Source organism: Mesorhizobium sp. M1329 (assembly GCF_040318035.1).
Classification (GTDB): domain Bacteria; phylum Pseudomonadota; class Alphaproteobacteria; order Rhizobiales; family Rhizobiaceae; genus Mesorhizobium.
This window is the reverse complement of sequence record NZ_JAMYLN010000008.1, coordinates 94671-111103: the sequence shown is the minus strand read 5'-3', so window position 1 is coordinate 111103 and position 16433 is coordinate 94671. Positions and strand designations below refer to the sequence as shown.

General features: G+C 63.5%; 18 protein-coding genes and 1 pseudogene. 4 read left to right on the top strand and 15 right to left on the bottom strand.

All coding sequences use genetic code 11. The annotated features are described in order from the left end of the window. The first annotated feature begins 253 nt into the window (after positions 1-253). Positions 254-538 (top strand): type II toxin-antitoxin system TacA family antitoxin, encoded by a 285-nt coding sequence (locus tag NKH21_RS10545; protein ID WP_352453587.1) that lies wholly within the window; start codon positions 254-256, stop codon positions 536-538. Beyond that, positions 539-1039 (top strand): GNAT family N-acetyltransferase, encoded by a 501-nt coding sequence (locus tag NKH21_RS10540; protein WP_352864766.1) that lies wholly within the window; start codon positions 539-541, stop codon positions 1037-1039. It begins immediately after the preceding gene. A gap of 217 nt (positions 1040-1256) precedes the next feature. Here the strand turns inward: NKH21_RS10540 and NKH21_RS10535 are convergent, their stop codons facing one another. Next, complete coding sequence (locus tag NKH21_RS10535) at positions 1257-1565, bottom strand: hypothetical protein (RefSeq protein WP_352864764.1); 309 nt, start codon at positions 1563-1565, stop codon at positions 1257-1259. 11 nt (positions 1566-1576) lie between these two features. Beyond that, positions 1577-2377 (bottom strand): annotated as a pseudogene (locus NKH21_RS10530) (class I tRNA ligase family protein). A gap of 613 nt (positions 2378-2990) precedes the next feature. On the opposite strand from NKH21_RS10530, the gene NKH21_RS10525 reads away from it, so the two are divergent. After that, a complete protein-coding gene (locus NKH21_RS10525) occupies positions 2991-4637 on the top strand; it encodes an MFS transporter (RefSeq protein ID WP_352508099.1) in 1647 nt (548 codons plus the stop codon). 1289 nt (positions 4638-5926) lie between these two features. On the opposite strand, the gene NKH21_RS10520 is transcribed toward NKH21_RS10525, so the two are convergent. From NKH21_RS10520 to NKH21_RS10470, 11 genes are all read right to left on the bottom strand, one after another. Continuing rightward, a complete protein-coding gene (locus NKH21_RS10520) occupies positions 5927-6190 on the bottom strand; it encodes a hypothetical protein (RefSeq protein ID WP_352864760.1) in 264 nt (87 codons plus the stop codon). Next, complete coding sequence (locus NKH21_RS10515) at positions 6081-6485, bottom strand: hypothetical protein (RefSeq protein ID WP_352864932.1); 405 nt, start codon at positions 6483-6485, stop codon at positions 6081-6083. The genes NKH21_RS10520 and NKH21_RS10515 overlap by 110 nt, the downstream gene beginning before the upstream one ends. A gap of 460 nt (positions 6486-6945) precedes the next feature. Continuing rightward, positions 6946-8916 (bottom strand): relaxase/mobilization nuclease RlxS, encoded by a 1971-nt coding sequence (gene rlxS / locus NKH21_RS10510; protein ID WP_352864758.1) that lies wholly within the window; start codon positions 8914-8916, stop codon positions 6946-6948. A gap of 209 nt (positions 8917-9125) precedes the next feature. Then, a complete protein-coding gene (locus tag NKH21_RS10505) occupies positions 9126-9812 on the bottom strand; it encodes a lytic transglycosylase domain-containing protein (RefSeq protein WP_352864756.1) in 687 nt (228 codons plus the stop codon). Then, on the bottom strand, positions 9800-10348 hold the full coding sequence (gene lepB, locus NKH21_RS10500) for a signal peptidase I (protein WP_352864754.1): 549 nt from the start codon (positions 10346-10348) through the stop codon (positions 9800-9802). The genes NKH21_RS10505 and lepB overlap by 13 nt, the downstream gene beginning before the upstream one ends. Then, on the bottom strand, positions 10345-10614 hold the full coding sequence (locus NKH21_RS10495; protein ID WP_352864751.1) for a helix-turn-helix transcriptional regulator: 270 nt from the start codon (positions 10612-10614) through the stop codon (positions 10345-10347). The genes lepB and NKH21_RS10495 overlap by 4 nt, the downstream gene beginning before the upstream one ends. Positions 10615-10765: 151 nt before the next feature. Further along, positions 10766-11089, bottom strand: a complete 324-nt coding sequence (locus NKH21_RS10490; protein ID WP_023672372.1) for a DUF736 domain-containing protein — start codon at positions 11087-11089, stop codon at positions 10766-10768. A gap of 541 nt (positions 11090-11630) precedes the next feature. Then, entirely contained in the window at positions 11631-13352 is a 1722-nt protein-coding gene (locus NKH21_RS10485) for a ParB/RepB/Spo0J family partition protein (RefSeq protein ID WP_352864747.1), read from the bottom strand. Positions 13353-13429: 77 nt separating this feature from the next. After that, the gene (locus tag NKH21_RS10480) at positions 13430-13849 is read right to left on the bottom strand and encodes a DUF2958 domain-containing protein (protein ID WP_352864745.1); all 420 of its coding nucleotides are present in this window, start codon (positions 13847-13849) and stop codon (positions 13430-13432) included. A 17-nt stretch (positions 13850-13866) separates the two neighbouring features. Further along, entirely contained in the window at positions 13867-14070 is a 204-nt protein-coding gene (locus tag NKH21_RS10475; RefSeq protein WP_352864742.1) for a hypothetical protein, read from the bottom strand. Then, positions 14067-15029: an ArdC family protein gene (locus NKH21_RS10470; protein ID WP_352864740.1), complete on the bottom strand. Its 963-nt coding sequence runs from the start codon at positions 15027-15029 to the stop codon at positions 14067-14069. Before NKH21_RS10470 ends, NKH21_RS10475 begins: the two co-directional genes overlap by 4 nt. A 344-nt stretch (positions 15030-15373) precedes the next feature. Between NKH21_RS10470 and NKH21_RS10465 the strand changes: the two genes are divergently transcribed. Further along, complete coding sequence (locus tag NKH21_RS10465) at positions 15374-15556, top strand: hypothetical protein (protein ID WP_352864737.1); 183 nt, start codon at positions 15374-15376, stop codon at positions 15554-15556. Between the two features lie 197 nt (positions 15557-15753). On the opposite strand, the gene NKH21_RS10460 is transcribed toward NKH21_RS10465, so the two are convergent. Beyond that, positions 15754-15981: a hypothetical protein gene (locus NKH21_RS10460; RefSeq protein WP_352864734.1), complete on the bottom strand. Its 228-nt coding sequence runs from the start codon at positions 15979-15981 to the stop codon at positions 15754-15756. Positions 15982-16134: 153 nt separating this feature from the next. Continuing rightward, positions 16135-16368 (bottom strand): helix-turn-helix domain-containing protein, encoded by a 234-nt coding sequence (locus NKH21_RS10455; RefSeq protein ID WP_023679646.1) that lies wholly within the window; start codon positions 16366-16368, stop codon positions 16135-16137. Between the last annotated feature and the right edge of the window lie 65 nt (positions 16369-16433).

Below are 16433 nucleotides of genomic sequence, written 5' to 3'. Positions count from 1 at the left end.
CAGCGACTTCGCTTCTGGACCCGCTCATCCGGCCGCCAAAAACAAATGCGCTTCCTAAGCCGTAATTGATCCGCCGGAGCTGACCAAAGCCACCTTGCTCTGGGTTGCGGCAATGGCGACTGGGGCGAGAAGCCGAGAAGAACCGATGCGGCGAGAAATCCTGAGACCATCCGCCACGAGACGTCGCCAGGGAACGTAGTATTGCGTTCCGCGCTACACTAACGTATATACGTCCGCAGCACAGGAGCGCGCCATGGCCACCACACCCACCAGGAAGGAAGCACCCGTCTCGATGCGGTTTCGCGACGATGATCTCACCATCATCGACCGCGGCGCGGAGCTGCTCGGCCTGTCGCGCACGGAGTTCATGCGGCGCGCGGCGCTGCACGAGGCGCAGGCGGCCATCCTCAACGAAACCGTCATCCGCGTGTCCCCGGAAGCCTATGACGCCTTCATGCAGGCGATCTCAGCCCCGGCCGCTGCGCCCCCGGCGAAGGCGGCCGAGCGGCTGCGTCGGTCCCCGCCCTGGGACCGCTAGGTGGCGCTTTCAGGCATCGAACTCCTCGACCACGCACACCGCCTCGACAGCTTCGATTGCGGCAAGCCGGCGCTCAATGCTTGGCTGGCCGGCTTCGCGCGAACGAACGAGGCCCGCGGGTTTACCCGCGTCCTGGTCATTCACGACGAGGGAACAGTCGTCGGCTATTACGGCCTCGCGCCGGGCGTGATCCAGCCAAACAGCGCGCCGCGCGCCATCCGCACCGGACGCCCGCCCGATCCGATCCCCTGCCTGCTGATCGGACAACTCGCCGTCGACCACCGCTATGCCGGACAAGGCGTCGGTAGCGGCTTGGTCAAGGACGCGCTGTATCGCTGCGTCGCCGGCGCCGACATCGTCGGCGGCCGCGCGGTGGTGGTGCGGGCGATCGACGCCGAGGCAGAGCGCTACTGGCAGAGCTGGGGCTTCATTCCCGCGCGGGACAATCCGTCGGTGCTCATGCGCTCGATCCAGGACGTGAGCCTCTGGCTGGCCGGCTAGCTCCACGCGCGTAACGCCTCCGGCAGCGGCAGGGTCCGGGCGCGCCGGCCTGCGGTCGGCCGAGCTCTAGTCGCGGCGTCCCGCCGCTCCCCGAGCCGGCTTCGCCGTCTCGGCGTTCGGGTGACCCCTCACGCAGGGCCAGAGGGAGACGGCGGTCAGAGCGAGGGAGCCCTGGAGAGAAGGGAAAGTCACGATGTCGATGATATTCATAGGGGGTTCACGCGAGATATTTGAGCTGCCGGAACCTGCCATCGCTCGGATCCGCCCAATCGTTGTTGCCGTGCACGGCGTGCTGATTGGCGACGCGTCTGGAGCCGATGCCGAGGCGCAGGGCCTGCTCGCGGGCTACGGCTACAAACATGTCGGGGTCTTCCATGCGGCCAAGGAACCCCGCAATGATCTGGGCGACTGGGCTGTACGCCGCCAAAGACCGGGAGATGGCGCGCGCCGATTTTGGGATGATAGTCCGGGACGGCGCATCACCCGGCACGGCCGTCAACGTGCTTCGGCTCGCCATGGCGAACAAGCCGAGGTCATCTACGATCTGGCCAGGGGCAGCATGGCGACTACGCACCATGTCGTCCCGGCGAGAAAGTCGTCATTGTCCGTGAGGGTGACCGCCGCCTCGACGGTGAGAATATTGATCGCCGGCAACTTATGGCGCCTGCCGACCTCAAATTCGTTGAAGTCGTGCGCCGGCGTGATCTTGACCGCGCCGCTGCCTTTCTCCGGATCAGAATACTCGTCCGCCACCACCGCGATCCTGCGGCCGACGATCGGCAGAGGATGAGGTTCTTGCCGACAAGATGCCGGAAACGCTCGTCGTCGGGATGCACCGCCGACCGCCATATCGCCCAGCATCGTCTCCGGGCGGGTCGTCGCAACGGTAATGAAGGTCCTCGGATTTTCCGGATCGAAGGTCATGCCTTCGACCGGATAGCGGAAGTGCCAGAGGTTGCCGTTGACTTCCTGCTGCTCGACCTCGAGATCCGAGATGGCGGTCAACAGCTTCGGGTCCCAATTCACAAGGCGCTTGTCCTTGTAGATCAGCCCTTCCTTGTAGAGCGTCACGAACACTTCGAGCACGGCCTTGGATAGGCCCTCGTCCATGGTGAAGCGCTCCCGGCTCCAGTCGGCCGAGGCCCCGAGCCGCTTCAGCTGGTTGAGGATCGCGCCGCCGGACTCGGCCTTCCACTCCCACACCTTGTCGATGAACTCATCGCGCGTCAGGTCGCGGCGGTGGATCTGCTTTTCCATCAGCCGGCGCTCTACCACCATCTGCGTGGCGATGCCGGCATGGTCCATGCCCGGCTACCACAGCACGTTCTTGCCGCGCATGCGCTCGAAGCGCACCAGAATGTCCTGCAGCGTGTTGTTGAGCGCATGGCCATGTGCAGCGAGCCGGTGACGTTCGGTGGCGGGATGACGATGGTCAAGGCTTCCGCGCCCTCCTCGGCGCCTGCGCCGACACGAAACGTCTTTTTAAGCGTAGTATGTTTTTTTGTGCATAGACCAACGAGTTGAACGGCGGCCCCATAAATCGCCGATGTGATAGGTCGGGCGAAGGCGTCCACCAGCTCGTACTTGTCAAGACGATGCCACCCTTGATCTTGCACCCGCCTCCGATATCAGCGATGCGCTGCGTCGTACGCTCATGCCTGTCAGGATGGGATGGGCGCTGCTAGCACCGTGGCAGTTTGACAACCCGGCCATCGGGGCGGTAGCACCGTCCAAGGCCAAGAGTCGCAGGGCAGACCGCACCCCATCGGGCTGCGCGACCCAGACCAGCTGACGCCCAACTGGCACACTCATCGCGCATCGGCACCGTGGATGCGACATCTACTTTGTTGCGAGCGCGATATCGGAACTTGGTTGTGACGCAGCTGTGCGTAAGCGCACCGCTGTCAGCGAGTGAGTGAGTGAAAGAACTACGTGGTGGAGGTGAGAAGTCATGCGGCGTCAAGATTCCCCGCCCTTTGCGGCAAACACACTGATCCCTCTTCAGAATCCGGTCTTTCGTTCGATCTGGACAGCCACGCAGATATCCAGCCTTGGCTGGCTGGTGCAGAGCGTGGCTATAAGCTGGCTTATGGCAACGATTTCAGCCTCCGATCTGATGGTTGCGCTCGTGCAGGCTGCATCGACACTGCCCGCCTTCTTCTTGTCGATCCTTGCTGGAGCGATTGCAGACAGCTTCAGCCGCCGCGGCGTGATGCTTGCCGGACATTGCCTGATCGCACTGGCATCCACGGCGCTGGCTCTCTCTGTTGGACTCGGCTTTGTCAGTCCATGGCTGATCTTGGGACTGAGTTTCTTGGCGGGATGCGGCTTTGCCTTGAATGATCCAGCCTGGCACGCCTCGGTCGGCGACATCCTGGAAAAGCGCGACATACCCGCTGCAGTGACGCTGATGTCGGTGGGGTACAACGTGGTTCGGAGCATAGGACCGGCGCTGGGCGGTGTAATTTTGGCTTTGCTGGGCCCCCTTACGGCTTTCGCCTTCGCTGCGCTGACCGACCTGGTCCCGTTGAGCGCTGTGCTGCGCTCCAAGTGGCAAGTTCGCTCTTCGCCTCTTCCGCGCGAGCGGATGACGACGGCCATTCATGATGGCATGCGCTTCACGGCAATCTCCTCGGAGATCAGAGTGGCGATCGTGCGCGCAACCCTGTTCGGGCTGTCAAGCATCTCGATCCTTGCTCTGCTCCCCCTCGTGGTTCGCGACCAACTGGCGGGGGGGCCAATTGTTTACGGCGTCCTGTTAGCCGGCTTCGGCACAGGCGCCTTCATCGCGGGCATTGGCAATAGCTACTTGCGACGCATCACGTCCCAAAATCGATTGATCACGCTCGCATCCGTTGCTTGCGCAACGTGTTGCCTTTTACTGGCTCTCACATCATCGGTGGCTGTAGCAGCGATCGCGCTTGCAATCGCTGGCGCAGGCTGGGTTGTCACCTGGACCGGAACCGACGTGTGTGTGCAGTTGGCAAGCCCAAGGTGGGTCGTTGGTCGCACCCTGTCGATCTATTACGCCCTGACCTACGGCGGCATGGCAGCGGGCAGCTGGATCTGGGGTGCTGTCGCGCAGTACTATTCCCTGACGTGGGCTTTGGAAGGTGCTGCAGCGGCGCTGTTGCTGGTTGCAGCCGTGGGAAAGCTATTGCCGGTACGGCTATGGGAGGAATCGGATCAAGGGGCTTTCGACTTCAGGCCACCAGAACTGGCCCTCGATTTGAAGCCCAGGAGCGGCCCGATCGTGATCAAGGTGGAGTACTCGATACCCGAGGAGAATATCGAGGAATTTCTGAGCTGCATGCGCGAAAGGCGGCGCGTTCAGAGCCGTGCCGGTGCGCGGGACTGGACCCTCCAGCGCGATCTTCAGAACTCGACTCTTTGGACCGAGACATTCCGCACGCCGACATGGACGGACTATCTTCGTCTAAACCATCGGCTAACGGTGACTGACAGGGAGGTAGGCGAGCGCCTTGCCGCTCTGCAGGTCGGTGATTCTCCTCCTCGTCTCTCACTTTCGATCGAGCGGTCGACAAGCCCCGCCCCCGGCAGCCAAGTCCAGCCCGTGCCCTTTGTATCGCGCCCGTAAGGAAACCAGTAACTTTTCTGGGTTCGGACACGGGAATGGCCGAGACCTACTCCATCTTTAGTCGGGACTGCCCGGATTGCCATACGTTGCGGCCGGTTAGGCGAGCATGAGGATTTGTGTGGCACGTACGTCCACCACGGGCGCATGTCCAGCCCCACCGCCTCTGCCATCAGATCGGCTTGGGCACGGGTTCAGGTCGCCTGTCCCCCTGCATCGTGGCGAGCAGCGCGAGCAAGGGGGCGGAGGGGTCTCCCCGGTCTGCACGGAGCGAAGCGGGCAGACGGAGGAATCCGCCAACGGCGACTTGCAGGGAGAGGGCCGCGCGCCTCTTTCCCTCCCTCACAAAACGTGCCGCCAAGCACGTTCACGTCGGCGCAGCCGTGCCGCAGAGCCGGCCGCAACAAAGAAGGCCCGCAAGGCGGAAGCATCGAAATGTCCGCCAGCGGGACCAATTCAGTTCGGTGCTGGAGAAAGCGGTTCAACAGGGCGGCCGTAGGAGCACCAGCATAGCGCCGTCGCCAGGCGCGATGCGGACCGACAGCCCCGACGAAGGGCGCTGATTGATCGACTGAAATTGGATCGGGTCATTTTATCAGCTGACATAATCCATGAATTTTTCACGATGCTTCAGCGCGCGCCTGGATTTTCTGCATTTAGCTGCAGCGAAGGTCCCGGTGATGCGGTGGAAGCGCACCCGGGGCATCTTGGACCTATTTGATGCAGCCATCCAGGACTGCTGCATTGCCACAGCAGTGGTCACAACATGCTAGGCGGGTTCATCGCCTCAATAGCGGCAGTGCCGCCGCCTGGAATGTAGATCAACCGGAACTCAGGGCTCGCGCCGGCCAACTTCGATTGGTTTCGAATGGTCAAGCGGCGCCGGTCGTTCCATAAGCCTTCCTCAAGAAACGGGCGGTATCCGCTATTCTCTTTGGTCGGTAAAATCGATTGTGTTTATGGAACGCATGCGCACGATGGATACGTGCGCATCAGGCGCACGTGAGTGCCCACGGATAGGACTTTGCTTCGGGGGTCACCGTCCTTTCGTGACTCTTGCAGTGCATGGATGAGGCGGCAATTCCCGCGGTGCAGCACCTTTCGAGCGCGTGCCACAAAATCGCTGGGTTCGACCTGCGCGGCGCTGGGTGGAGATCCGCCTGATCTAAAGCGTCACCATCCGACGGGCAACATCTCACGACGCGCCGGGCAGCTTGGCCAGCATCCGCACTGGCCGATCTTGCGCTGCGTGCGATCGCCTCCTGATAGCATAGAGCAAGACCTTCTTGAAATCAGCCTGTGCCGGCAATTTTGTCGTAAAGCTCATGGTGGCGACTGCCGCATGCGCGCAGGACAGCCGGCAGATCGCGCACCTTGGCGATCAACCCTGCCATTCGGCCGTCGTTCTTCTTTATTCCAATCGAGATCGCAATCAGGTCCGGCCGGTCACGCAGTAAAGTGTTCTCCCTTCGAGCAGCCAGGTCGGCGCCGCTCCGGGCCCGCCGCGATTGATCGGGTCTCATGCCCAAAGCTGCCTCGGTGCCCAGTAGCGGCACCGCATGGCCCCAACCCAGCCAGTAAAGCGTCGGCGAGCCAGCATCCGACGGTGCGTTCGAAGCGATCTCGTTCGGCGGCCATGATCGCGCCGGTCACCATGCCGCAGCGGAAAGCTGCCGAGCTCGTCTGGCCAGGTCGCTGACCGCCTCGTCGTCGCGGGGTCGACCGAAATCTTCCCCACCGCAGCGAGGTTTCTCCCGTTAGAAGATCCTGAGCGGGATGGGCAGCCAGTTCACGCCCGGCCAACAGCATCCGGCCCGCGGGGCCGACCTCGTCTCCCGGTCGTGTGAGCAGAAGAACATCGCGAAGTGCGGCTTCATCCTCGACGCCGCGAGCCTGCTCGCCGTACCGCGGCCGCCGAAAGCCCTAGGCGCTGTCACCAGGCGCCAGCCCACCTCTCTAGCTGGCGGACCATCGCATCGAGCGCGCCGATGGCCGCACCTGCAGTGATTGCAATGTCCTCATGCGCCGCAACTGTTCGGGTCGGGGGCAGCCCTGCGCAACCAGGCCGGCACCGCCGTCGTCGGCGGGGCTTCCGTGGCACCGGGAAGAGTGCCGTGGTAGCGCAGGAGGGTTTTGGCTCAGAACCATGGAATACGATGAATGACTGGGGCGCTTTTTGTAGAGCGAACGATAAGTCTTGCACGACCAGCCATTTATCCCTCGCGAGATCAATGCCGCGGGCAATTAGCAGGCGAACTCCGTCCGGACTGAGTACCCGTTTCAACGCGGGCAAAGAAGTTGTGTAGCCATGTCACGAAATGCTTGGTCCGCTTCTCTGCCGGCCGATGGTCCATGAAATCCCCTCTGCACGCACGACGCCGGAAACCTCCTTGCCGATATGATGCTCAAGCACCGGCCGCCATGGCACCAGCGTGAACTCGCGCGATTTCTCGATGACAGCGTATTTTCCGCCGGCGAGCTCGACGGAGCGGCGGAGCGTGCCTTCTATTCGATCTCCACTCTGGGCTTCAGAATAGGGCAGACCGAGTTCGTTCGACAACTGGCCGGCCACGCGGTTCAACTCGCGTTGGCGCAGCATCGAAAGCATGTTGGCGCGATAGACGATCCGGTCCTGCTCTTCCCGAGCAAGACCTTGCGCAATCAGCCACTGCCGTCGGCGGCCTTGCGCCTCTCGGACATCGCGGCCGAAACCAGAGCTGTGCAAGGCCTCCGGTATGTCGGAAACCAGCTCTCGATCGAGCCAGGTGGCGCCGTCGAAGCTGACTTGTTGTTCCAGCGGCGTCGATGAGAGCTTGTCAACCGTGACAGGCTCGGCCCCGGCCCGCTGACGCTCGTAGTCAGACACACGGTCGAGATGATCCGGTGCGACGATCCAGGTGCCGTCCGGCTCGCGCTCGACACGACCGGTCGCCCGGCGGATCGCCTCCAGTCGCCGCACGTGCGTTTCGGCAAAGCGTTCGGTGGCCGACTGGTCATGCTTGAGATGGATATCGACGCTGTAGCGCCCGTCATGGGCCGTGGCGATCTCGGCAATTGTGCGGTCGACTTGCCTTGGCCCGGTGTCCCTCCGCGTGACCCGCACTATGCAGCCCTCTGGCGTCGGTTGGGTGGCATCGCCTTTGCCGATATCAACATAGTGGCTTTTGCCGTCCACGCCGTCGACGACGAGGTAATGGCGGTCATTGATTTCGTCGGCCAGGCCGCGCGCAACGATGCGGCCGACGACAGGCTGCATCTGCTCTGCAGATCGATCATGGACAACATAGTCGGCGGCACTGCGGGCGAGCCCCTTGCCGGTCAGTTCGCGGTGCATTGTCTTGATGATGTCGCCCCGCTCGCCGATGCGGCGCAGCGTCGCTTCAAGCTCGCCATCAAGGCGCCAGCGGCCCGAGCCGACTTGCTCAGCCAGACCCATCCGCTCGAGCTTGCGCAGGCGGCCCTGGTGCAGCGTCTGGCGAAACGTGTCTCCGGTGGCCGGTGAGACATGCCCCTCATGGTCGCGCATGCGGAGCAGCTGCCGATCGATGCTGGTGAAGCGTTCCCGCTCCATTTCCTGGCGCAGGCGTTGCTCGATCTCGCGGTCCGTTCTCGGGCCAAGGTCGAGGCTGACCAGCTCGGCCGCCCGTTCACGGATTCCAGACGAGATGTAGTCCCGCGCGATGACGAGGTTTTCGTCGCGGTCATCCTTGCCGCGGACGATAATATGGGTATGCGGATGACCAGTGTTGAAATGATCGACGGCCACCCAGTCGAGCCTAGTGCCGAGGTCTTCTTCCATCTGCGCCATGAGGCGCCGCGTGAGCGGCTTCAAGTCATCATACTCGATGCCGTCTTCAGGGGCGACGATGAAGCGGAACTGATGCCGGTCGCCATCGGCACGATCGATGAAGGCCTTGCCATCAACGCGGTCGCTGTCGGCGCTATAGAGCTCGCCAGGCTCGCCTTCGCGGGTGACGCCGTCGCGCTGGAGGTAGCGAAGGTGTGCACGTGCCCCGTCAACACCCTTGCCGGCCAGCTTGACGATACGCGCCTTGACGACGGTGCGCCGCTGCCGAAACGCCGCGTGGGGGTCGCGCGCTCTGAGAACGGCGGCAGCAGCCCCGCCGCGCCCCGCCCGGCTTCCGATGAAGCGGCCACGGCGACCGCTGCCGCCGCCGGCTCGGTTGATCGCGGCGCGGATCTGGCCGGCGAAACGCTTGCCTGCCTTCGAGCCGCGCGATCCGATTTTGCCCAGGCTCGGCTTGAACTCTTCATCCTGCATTGAGCCTCCTAGTAATCTTAAGCAATATCAGAGGTTTGTCGGCAGCAGCTCTCCTGACGCTGAAGGCAGCCTCCGTGGAAAACGATGTGCAGACAAAGACTTCGCCGCCTCCAGGAGGCGATGCCTTTATCTTGCCTTCCGCGGACCTGCCTCCCTGCCTCCCTGCCTCCCTGCCTCCCTGCCCCGCCCGACCCACGGTACCCCTGCCCTCACCTGCGATCCGGCCGGCCTGACCTTGCTCGCTCCGATCCGAGCGGCACCACGATTTGGCCATTCGGATCGGTCGCGGAAACACCGTTTCGCAGGAAAAACAGCGACTGCCCGGACGGGATTTCCGGCGCTTTTCCGGAACGGGATTTGCCGGTGAACGCGTCCATGTCGGCGGCCGAAATCCCCGCAGCCTTGAGCTCTTCCAGATACGAAACCGTCTCGCTGGGCAGCGGTCGCCCACGCTGCAAATGCTGTTCGTAGCGGTCCGGCCCAGCGTTATAGGCGGCAAACAGGCCGGGAAAGCCGAAGCGGTCATACATGGCGCGCAGATAGGCAGTGCCTGCCAGAATGTTGTCGCGAGGGTCGTACGGATCGGCCCCCAGGCCAAGCTCTGCGCGCATCTCCTCGTAGGTGCCGGGCATCACCTGCATAAGGCCAATGGCGCCGGCGTGTGAGGCGATCGGCCGTCCGTCCAGCATTGTCTGCCCCCGGCTTTCGGCATCCATGACGGCATAAATCCAGGGTTGTGGAATGCTGAAACGCCGGCTTGCCTCAGCTACGTAGTGCTGCCATCTTGCCAGCTGCGGACCACGGGAGATGGCGGCCGGCTGAGCGTCGGTCGCGGCGGAACAGGCGCATGGCGCTATCGCGACCATGCCGAGCATCAGGAGGGTTACTCGGTCCATAGCGGCACGAGCCTCCCGGCAATATTTTCGGCCGGCACCGGCCCGAAATAGCGGCTGTCGAAGGAGCGATCTTTATCGCTGCCGAGCAGGAAAACCTCGTCCTGGCCAAGCTTGCGGCAGGCATTCCACCAAGGCAGCGGACGGCCTTGGCCGTCGGTTGCCAGCCGGCGGGCGACGATCTCGCCGCCGATGATGATGGCGTCGCCGAAGGCGCACACATGCTCGCCAGGCAGCGCGGCAAGGCGCTTGACCAGCGGCACGTTGCTGGGCAGATAGAAGCGTTCGGCGGCGAGATCGGCGACCGTTTTTGGCGCGCGAACGAGCACGAGATCGCCACGAGCCGGTGATCCGGTCGCGACACGGTAGAGGCCGACCGGGGCACTTGCCGAGGCGTTCCAGACCAGCCAGGGCGATGGTTTGCCGGAGGTGGCGAAGCCGATTAGGCCGAGGCCTATCGTCGCCACCGCGATCGTCTTGCGCGCCCGAAGGCGCCGCAGCTGGCTGCCGATCAGACGGATGGTGGGACGCCGGCTCATGAGCGGCCTCCCTCACCGGCCGAGCCGGAATCGTGCTCGCCATCCTCGGGCCTGGTCTCCTGCGCGCGTCCCTTCGACCAGTCGTCGAGCTCATCGATGTGATAGCGGACATAGCGGCCGTGCTTGCGAAATTGCGGGCCACCGCCTTTGAGCCGCATCTTCTCCAGCGTGCGCTGGGATAGCCCGATATAGAAGGCGGCCTGCGCGGTGTTGAGAAACGGACTGCCCTTCTTCGCGCGGGCCGCGCGTTCGTTTTCGTCGTCCATGATGATCCTCGTTTCGCTACGGACAAGCGAAGGCGAGGATCGGCGAGCGAGATCGTTTCGGGGACGGGCGAAGAGTGGGGGGCGAGTTTTCGCCGCCCCTTCTTGAGAAGAGCCCCGCGCCGGTTGCGGCGCGGGGCTCGAGGCTGGCGGTTCAGTCGACCGGGTTCCAGATGATGGCGTATGTGTCGTCGTCATCCTGGCCGGCGGCGCGGCCGAGATTGGCGTAGAGCTTGCGCGGACCGAACTCCGGGGCGGCAATCGACAGGCTCACATAGTCCTTGCCGGAGGTCTCGCCGGTGCGGATCCAGCCGGCCCCTACTTCGACCCCTTGCGTCAGCACCCGGAAGTCGGGATGGGTGTCGGCGCTCTTTGCCTGATTGGGCACGATGTCGATGTCGGCGCGCACGCTGAGCGTCTTGAGCTGGCCCTTGTAGCCGCCGTTTTCCTGTTTGGTGACGTATCCGATCGCGGTCATTTTCAGTCTCCTTTGGTGCTCGCCGGGGACCATTCCCCTGCGATGGCGGACCGTGATGGGCGCGTCCGGACCGCCGGAACCGGGACGGCCGCAGCGATAGCGGAGGACCCGAGCGGGCAGCTTTTTTGAAGCGAAGCGGCGCGAGGAAGCCGCCGCAGGCGGCGGGGAAAAAAGCTGCTGGCGAGGGTTTCGGGCGGGCCGGATCCGCCCATAGGTCGTCAAGCCAGCCGCAGGGGAATGGTCCCTGAGACACATGGAGACAGGTGGCGCGATCGGTGGCACAAGCGGGGGCGGCAATGCAGGGGGCTGGCTGCGCGGGCTCTGTCGGCAACCCGATCGGACAATTGGCCCCATGCGCGGGGCGCCTCAGCAAGCAACCCGGCGCTGCAGGGCTGCCGAAATGGGGGCGAGTTGGCGTCGGGATTTCTCGCGCGCGGCACCGGCTCGACAAGACGACCGATCGGCAGCCGGCGCGGTCCGGAGCGGCGCGCGCGACCTGAGCGGCGGCACTCGAAAGAACCGCCGCTTGGGTCCTGATCGATTATTCGCGGACGAACAGCGGCTGCACTTGTGCCCACTGATCGGCGGTGCGGAAACCGCCGCGGCTGGTGTAGCTTTCGGCCGGGAATTTCATCCAGCGCGGCAGCCAGGTCTCGACCCTGAGGCGGCCATTCTCGCCCGCCAGGAAGTCGCGGATGATCTTCTTTTGCGTCTTGACCTTCTCGGCGACATTGCCGTCGGCGACCAGCTTGCCGCCGACCTCGGCCAGCATCGAATTGGCGATTTCCTTGTCGCGCAAGAGGTCGAAGAACGCATCGTCCGGTTCCCACCATGCGCCCATATCCACGTTCAGATGGTTGCCGAGCGCCTCGATGACGGCGCTGCCGGCTGCAAGCGTCTCGGCCATGACAAGGGTGAGAACGCGCATGACATCGTCGTCGCACAGCGCCAAGAGGCGGGCGAACACGCCGGCGATAGCAAAGGCGTCGCCATTGCTGCCGGCCACCACTCCATCCTCATCCGGTGATCCGACCAGGGCCAACACCTCGCGCCGCTTTTTGCCGAATGCAGCTTCAGCCTTGCAGCCGGCAAGGCTGGCAGTCACCGTCTCGTTGACTGCGCGCTGTGGCTCACGGCGCACCTGCCACAGGCCGGAACCGGTGATGGCGTGCGCCACCACGAGGCGCAGCGCCACGGCGGGATGGTCGAGCATGGCCGCACGCACGGCAGCATGGCGATGCAGATCGAGATAGTTCTGCATCGGGCCGGTGAGTTCGGGGCGCGGCGGCTTGGCGGCTGTTTCTTCTTGCTCGCCGCCCTCGCGGGCGCGGCGGGCTTCCTTGCGTGACAGCCAGCCCTCGTGACACTCGACCTCGCCGCGATGCGAGACAGTGATGACGACCTTGCCGCCGCTCTTCTTCGGGGTCTTCTCGTGGTCCCATGGGTGGAAATATTGGCCCGGTTCCAGCAGCACCACCTCGCTCCAGCCCTCGTTGAGATAGGTGTCGCGTCTGGCGGCAATCGCTTCGTTCTGCTTTTGCCAGAACAGGTCGGCATCGGCGAAATAGCTGTCCTCGCCGAACAGGTCCGAGGTGATCAGGCCGGGATATTCGTCGATGGCAAACAGCGCCACCTTGGTGGAAATCGACTGGCCGCCGAACAGCCATTGCTTCAATTGAAAGCCACGCGGCGCGTATTGATCGGGATCGGCACAGAGTGCCAGCCAGTCCTTCTGCTGCGCCTTGGACGCCATGGTGAGATGGCGCACCGTCTCGGTATCGATCTCCTCGCGGCGATAGGCTTCGCGGATTTTGGGCAAGAGGTCGCCAAGCGCCAGAATGCGTTTGACCTTCAGGTCAGTGATGCCGAAGGTCGCAGCGATGTCTGGAACGGTGCGGCCTTGCCTGACGAGCCGCGAAAACGTCTCCCATTGCGATACTTCGTCAGGATCGAGGCGGGCGAGGTTTTCGATCAGCGAGGCTTCCAGCGCATCGGCGTCGTCGCCATCCTCCATGATGGCGCAGGGCAAGGGATCGCCTTCGCCGCGCTCGTCGGCAAGCGATTTCGCGGCGAAATAGCGCCGCCTGCCGGCAACGATCACGAAGGTTTCCGGTTGGCCGTTGGGCCGCACAAGGAGAGGCACCAGCACGCCGCGCGCACGCACTGACGGCAGGATGTCGGATATGTCGGGCGCGCGTTTTCCATGGCGCATGTTGAGCGCGGAAATGTTGAGGTGATCCAAGGGGATGTGGGCAAGCTGCATGGCTACTCTCCTTCGCTTTGGTGAGGTTGTCCCCGCCGCAGAGGCCGACGGCCGGCGCGGCGGGACGGTTTTTGCGCCTATCGGCGCTGCTGTTCCGCCGGGCCGGACGGAAGCTCGGAATGGGGCTTTGAAAGGGCGTCTGCTGCCTGCCGCAGAAGTCGCTCGGCATCGGTGATGTGGCCGCAAATGCGGGCGGCTTCGGCATAGACGGAGAGCGTATAGCGCGCCTGGAAATGCAGGTCGCGCTCTATGCCGAGGCCAAGCGGACCTTTTACGGATGCAAGCTCGGCCAGACTGACGCTGCCGAGTTCGGGGAAGCTGAAGCCGAGATCGCAAAGGCCGAACAGCGTGTCGCCATCGGCGTCGAGTTCGCTCAGAAGCCACGTCGCGGCACCTGTCGGATCGAACAGTTTCACAACGGGAAAATGGTCGATGTCGGCCTCGGCGGCGCCATTGGCGAGCAGTCGTGCGCGCAGTGGATCGGTGATCAGGATCATGGAAAGAAGACTCCTTGTCAGAACAGGTCGAATTGATTTCTGCTGGCTTCATCGAAGAGGCCGATATGGAGCGGCTTTTGCGCCGCGCGCGGACACATCGGCGCGTCCATCAGGAGGGTGAGCCGATCGCGCGTGGTGATCGGCCGGACACCGGGAATGAGCATCTGCTCGCCTTGCGGCGTCGGCTCGCTCGCGGTCAGTTGAGGATCGCGCATCGTCATGCCGCAATCCCTTCCTGCGCCTCGCCTTCGGCATCGGCCTGAAGGCCAAGCAGGAAATCGGCGGCCTTGGAAGCAAGACTGGCGGCACGGAAGATGGCGCGATTGTCCTCGCGCAGCACCTTCAGCCATGAGCCGATGTAATCGGCATGACGCACGGTCGGCTCGATACCGAGATTGCTGCAGACGAAGGCGGCAGTGATTTCGGCGACCAATTCTTCACGCGCGTAAGCCTTGGAGCCGAACGAGCCGGAGAGGTCGCGAGCAAGCCGCGTCGGGTGGCCGGTCCAGTGGCCAAGCTCGTGAAAGCAGGTCCGGTAATAGTCGATCTGGTGATGGAACGCCGGCTGCGGCGGCACCTGAATGTGGTCGCTGCCCAGCATGTAGAAAGCGCGATCGCCGCCGACCCTGAAATCCGCACCGCTGGCGCGAATGAGCGTCTCGGCCTGCGGCACGATCTCGCACTGAGGCAGCGGCTCGGCGGCGGCATAGAGGTCTTCCGGAAGATTATCGCACTGCGCGACATTGAAGACGGTGAAGCGCTTCAAAAAAGGCACGGCCTGTGGTTCATCGCCCTCGTGGCGTGCGCGCTCCTTCTCGTCCTTGGGGACAAAGCGGTCGGCATGCACGATGGTCGTGCCGCGCTCGCCCTTCCTGACGTTGCCGCCAAGGACGAGCGCCTGCCGGAAGGTGAGCCAGTTCTGGCTGGGATAGCTGCGCTCGATCACCGCGCCCCACAGGATAAGGATATTGATGCCGGAATAGGTGCGGCCAGAGGATGCATTCCTCGGCAGGCCAAGGCCTGCCTTTGCCCTGCCCCATGGCTTGACCCATGGCACGGTGCCGCGCTCCAGCTCGGCAATGATGCAGTCCGTGATCTCCTGATAAAGGCTGGCGCCGGGGCGCCCGCCCTTGCCTGCGCCAGCCTCTCCGCTGGCGGAACGCTTGCTGTTTGCATGCATCGTCTCATCCTCCGCTCGCCAATCGCCGCGCCTTTCCCCGGAAGCGGGGTGGGCGGCGAGTCGCGACCGGAAAGGCCCGCCGTGGGAGGCGGACCGCATCCGAAGGACCGGAACGAAGAGGAGGACCCTGAGCGGCACGCGAAGGGTTGCGGGCTGCCGCGGCGGGCCTAGAAGGGAGTGCCGCCCACCCGGCGCCACCGGGAAAGGCCAACAGACAAACCGCGCCGCCCGCAAGGGCGGCGGCCGTCACAGCCCGAAGGGCTGCCCACGCCAAGGGGCGAAGCCGAATGGCCGAGACCGCCTGAGCTTGCCGAAGAAAAGCGGGCTCGGTTCACGAGCACCTGGTGCGCGTCATCAGGCGCGCGGGCGCCCGCCCGGACGGCAGGCTGGAAAGATTTTTCGCACGGATCATCGTCAAGCGCCGCAGTTACGTCGAGAAACTCGACGACATCGCCGCCGTGCGCGCGGCTTCCTCCGAACAAAACCAGCGCTCGCCTTTCAACAGGTTGAGGCGCGTGTCCCAGTAATTCCTGTCCGGGATCATGATAGACGCGCTCGCCCGTTTTGTAGCTTATATTGGCTTTGATGTTGCAGCCGACAGCGGCAGGGTCGATTCGAAGGCAAGAAAGCCAGCCAGGAGTTGTCTTGAAAGCGATGATTGCCCACGCCCCTTCCCTCCGTAGAGAGAATGGGACGTTTGCAGCGTGGAGTCTACAAGTCGGGTCTAATTCACCGGTCCTGTTCCGAACCATTGAATGAACGGCGCATCCTTACCCGTGATATCCTTCACCGTCTTTAACAGCGCTTCATGGGTGCGTTGGAGAGCCCGGTAATGGTTGCTGCTAGGTGATAGAAGCGGCTGGACGATGCTCTTGTGCAGCCGTTCCGCCTCCGCCAGAAAGCGCTCGATTTCAGCCTGTGAAAGCTGCTTGGAAAGTTTGGTCCTAACCATTGCGATCTCCGTTGAGGAATCGCCCCACCTAGGATTATCATCCTATATCGGCATGGCCTAGTAAAGACCACCCGCAGCGGAATGGCAGCTTGCCGAAGAAAAGCGCGCTCGGTTCACGGCACCCGCGCGAGCCGTTAGGCGCGCGGGCGCCCGCTAGGACCGCAGGCTGGACAGAATCTCGCACGGATCAGCGTCAAGCGCCGCAGTTAAGTCGAGAAACTCGATGACGTCGAGACGACGCTCTCCACCCTCGTACTTGGCCACGAAGGATTGGGGACGATCAAGCTTCTCGGCCACCTGCGCCTGAGTCAGGCCTTTGGCCTTGCGCAGGGAAACCAACTGGGCCAGAAACCGCTGGTGGCGGGGCGATCGAAGAGACTTGGGCATGTAGGCGAACCGGTCGGGTAAAGACCGGATCAGCGACTAATCCCGGTTTCGGATTATCCCATTTT

Coding starts and splice junctions, on each gene's coding strand:
- NKH21_RS10545 (WP_352453587.1), top strand. CDS start 254: ATGGCCACCACACCCACCAGGAAGGAAGCACCCGTCTCGATGCGGTTT.
- NKH21_RS10525 (WP_352508099.1), top strand. CDS start 2,991: ATGCGGCGTCAAGATTCCCCGCCCTTTGCGGCAAACACACTGATCCCT.
- rlxS (WP_352864758.1), bottom strand. CDS start 8,916: ATGCAGGATGAAGAGTTCAAGCCGAGCCTGGGCAAAATCGGATCGCGC.
- NKH21_RS10505 (WP_352864756.1), bottom strand. CDS start 9,812: ATGGACCGAGTAACCCTCCTGATGCTCGGCATGGTCGCGATAGCGCCA.
- lepB (WP_352864754.1), bottom strand. CDS start 10,348: ATGAGCCGGCGTCCCACCATCCGTCTGATCGGCAGCCAGCTGCGGCGC.
- NKH21_RS10495 (WP_352864751.1), bottom strand. CDS start 10,614: ATGGACGACGAAAACGAACGCGCGGCCCGCGCGAAGAAGGGCAGTCCG.
- NKH21_RS10490 (WP_023672372.1), bottom strand. CDS start 11,089: ATGACCGCGATCGGATACGTCACCAAACAGGAAAACGGCGGCTACAAG.
- NKH21_RS10485 (WP_352864747.1), bottom strand. CDS start 13,352: ATGCAGCTTGCCCACATCCCCTTGGATCACCTCAACATTTCCGCGCTC.
- NKH21_RS10480 (WP_352864745.1), bottom strand. CDS start 13,849: ATGATCCTGATCACCGATCCACTGCGCGCACGACTGCTCGCCAATGGC.
- NKH21_RS10475 (WP_352864742.1), bottom strand. CDS start 14,070: ATGACGATGCGCGATCCTCAACTGACCGCGAGCGAGCCGACGCCGCAA.
- NKH21_RS10470 (WP_352864740.1), bottom strand. CDS start 15,029: ATGCATGCAAACAGCAAGCGTTCCGCCAGCGGAGAGGCTGGCGCAGGC.
- NKH21_RS10460 (WP_352864734.1), bottom strand. CDS start 15,981: ATGGTTAGGACCAAACTTTCCAAGCAGCTTTCACAGGCTGAAATCGAG.
- NKH21_RS10455 (WP_023679646.1), bottom strand. CDS start 16,368: ATGCCCAAGTCTCTTCGATCGCCCCGCCACCAGCGGTTTCTGGCCCAG.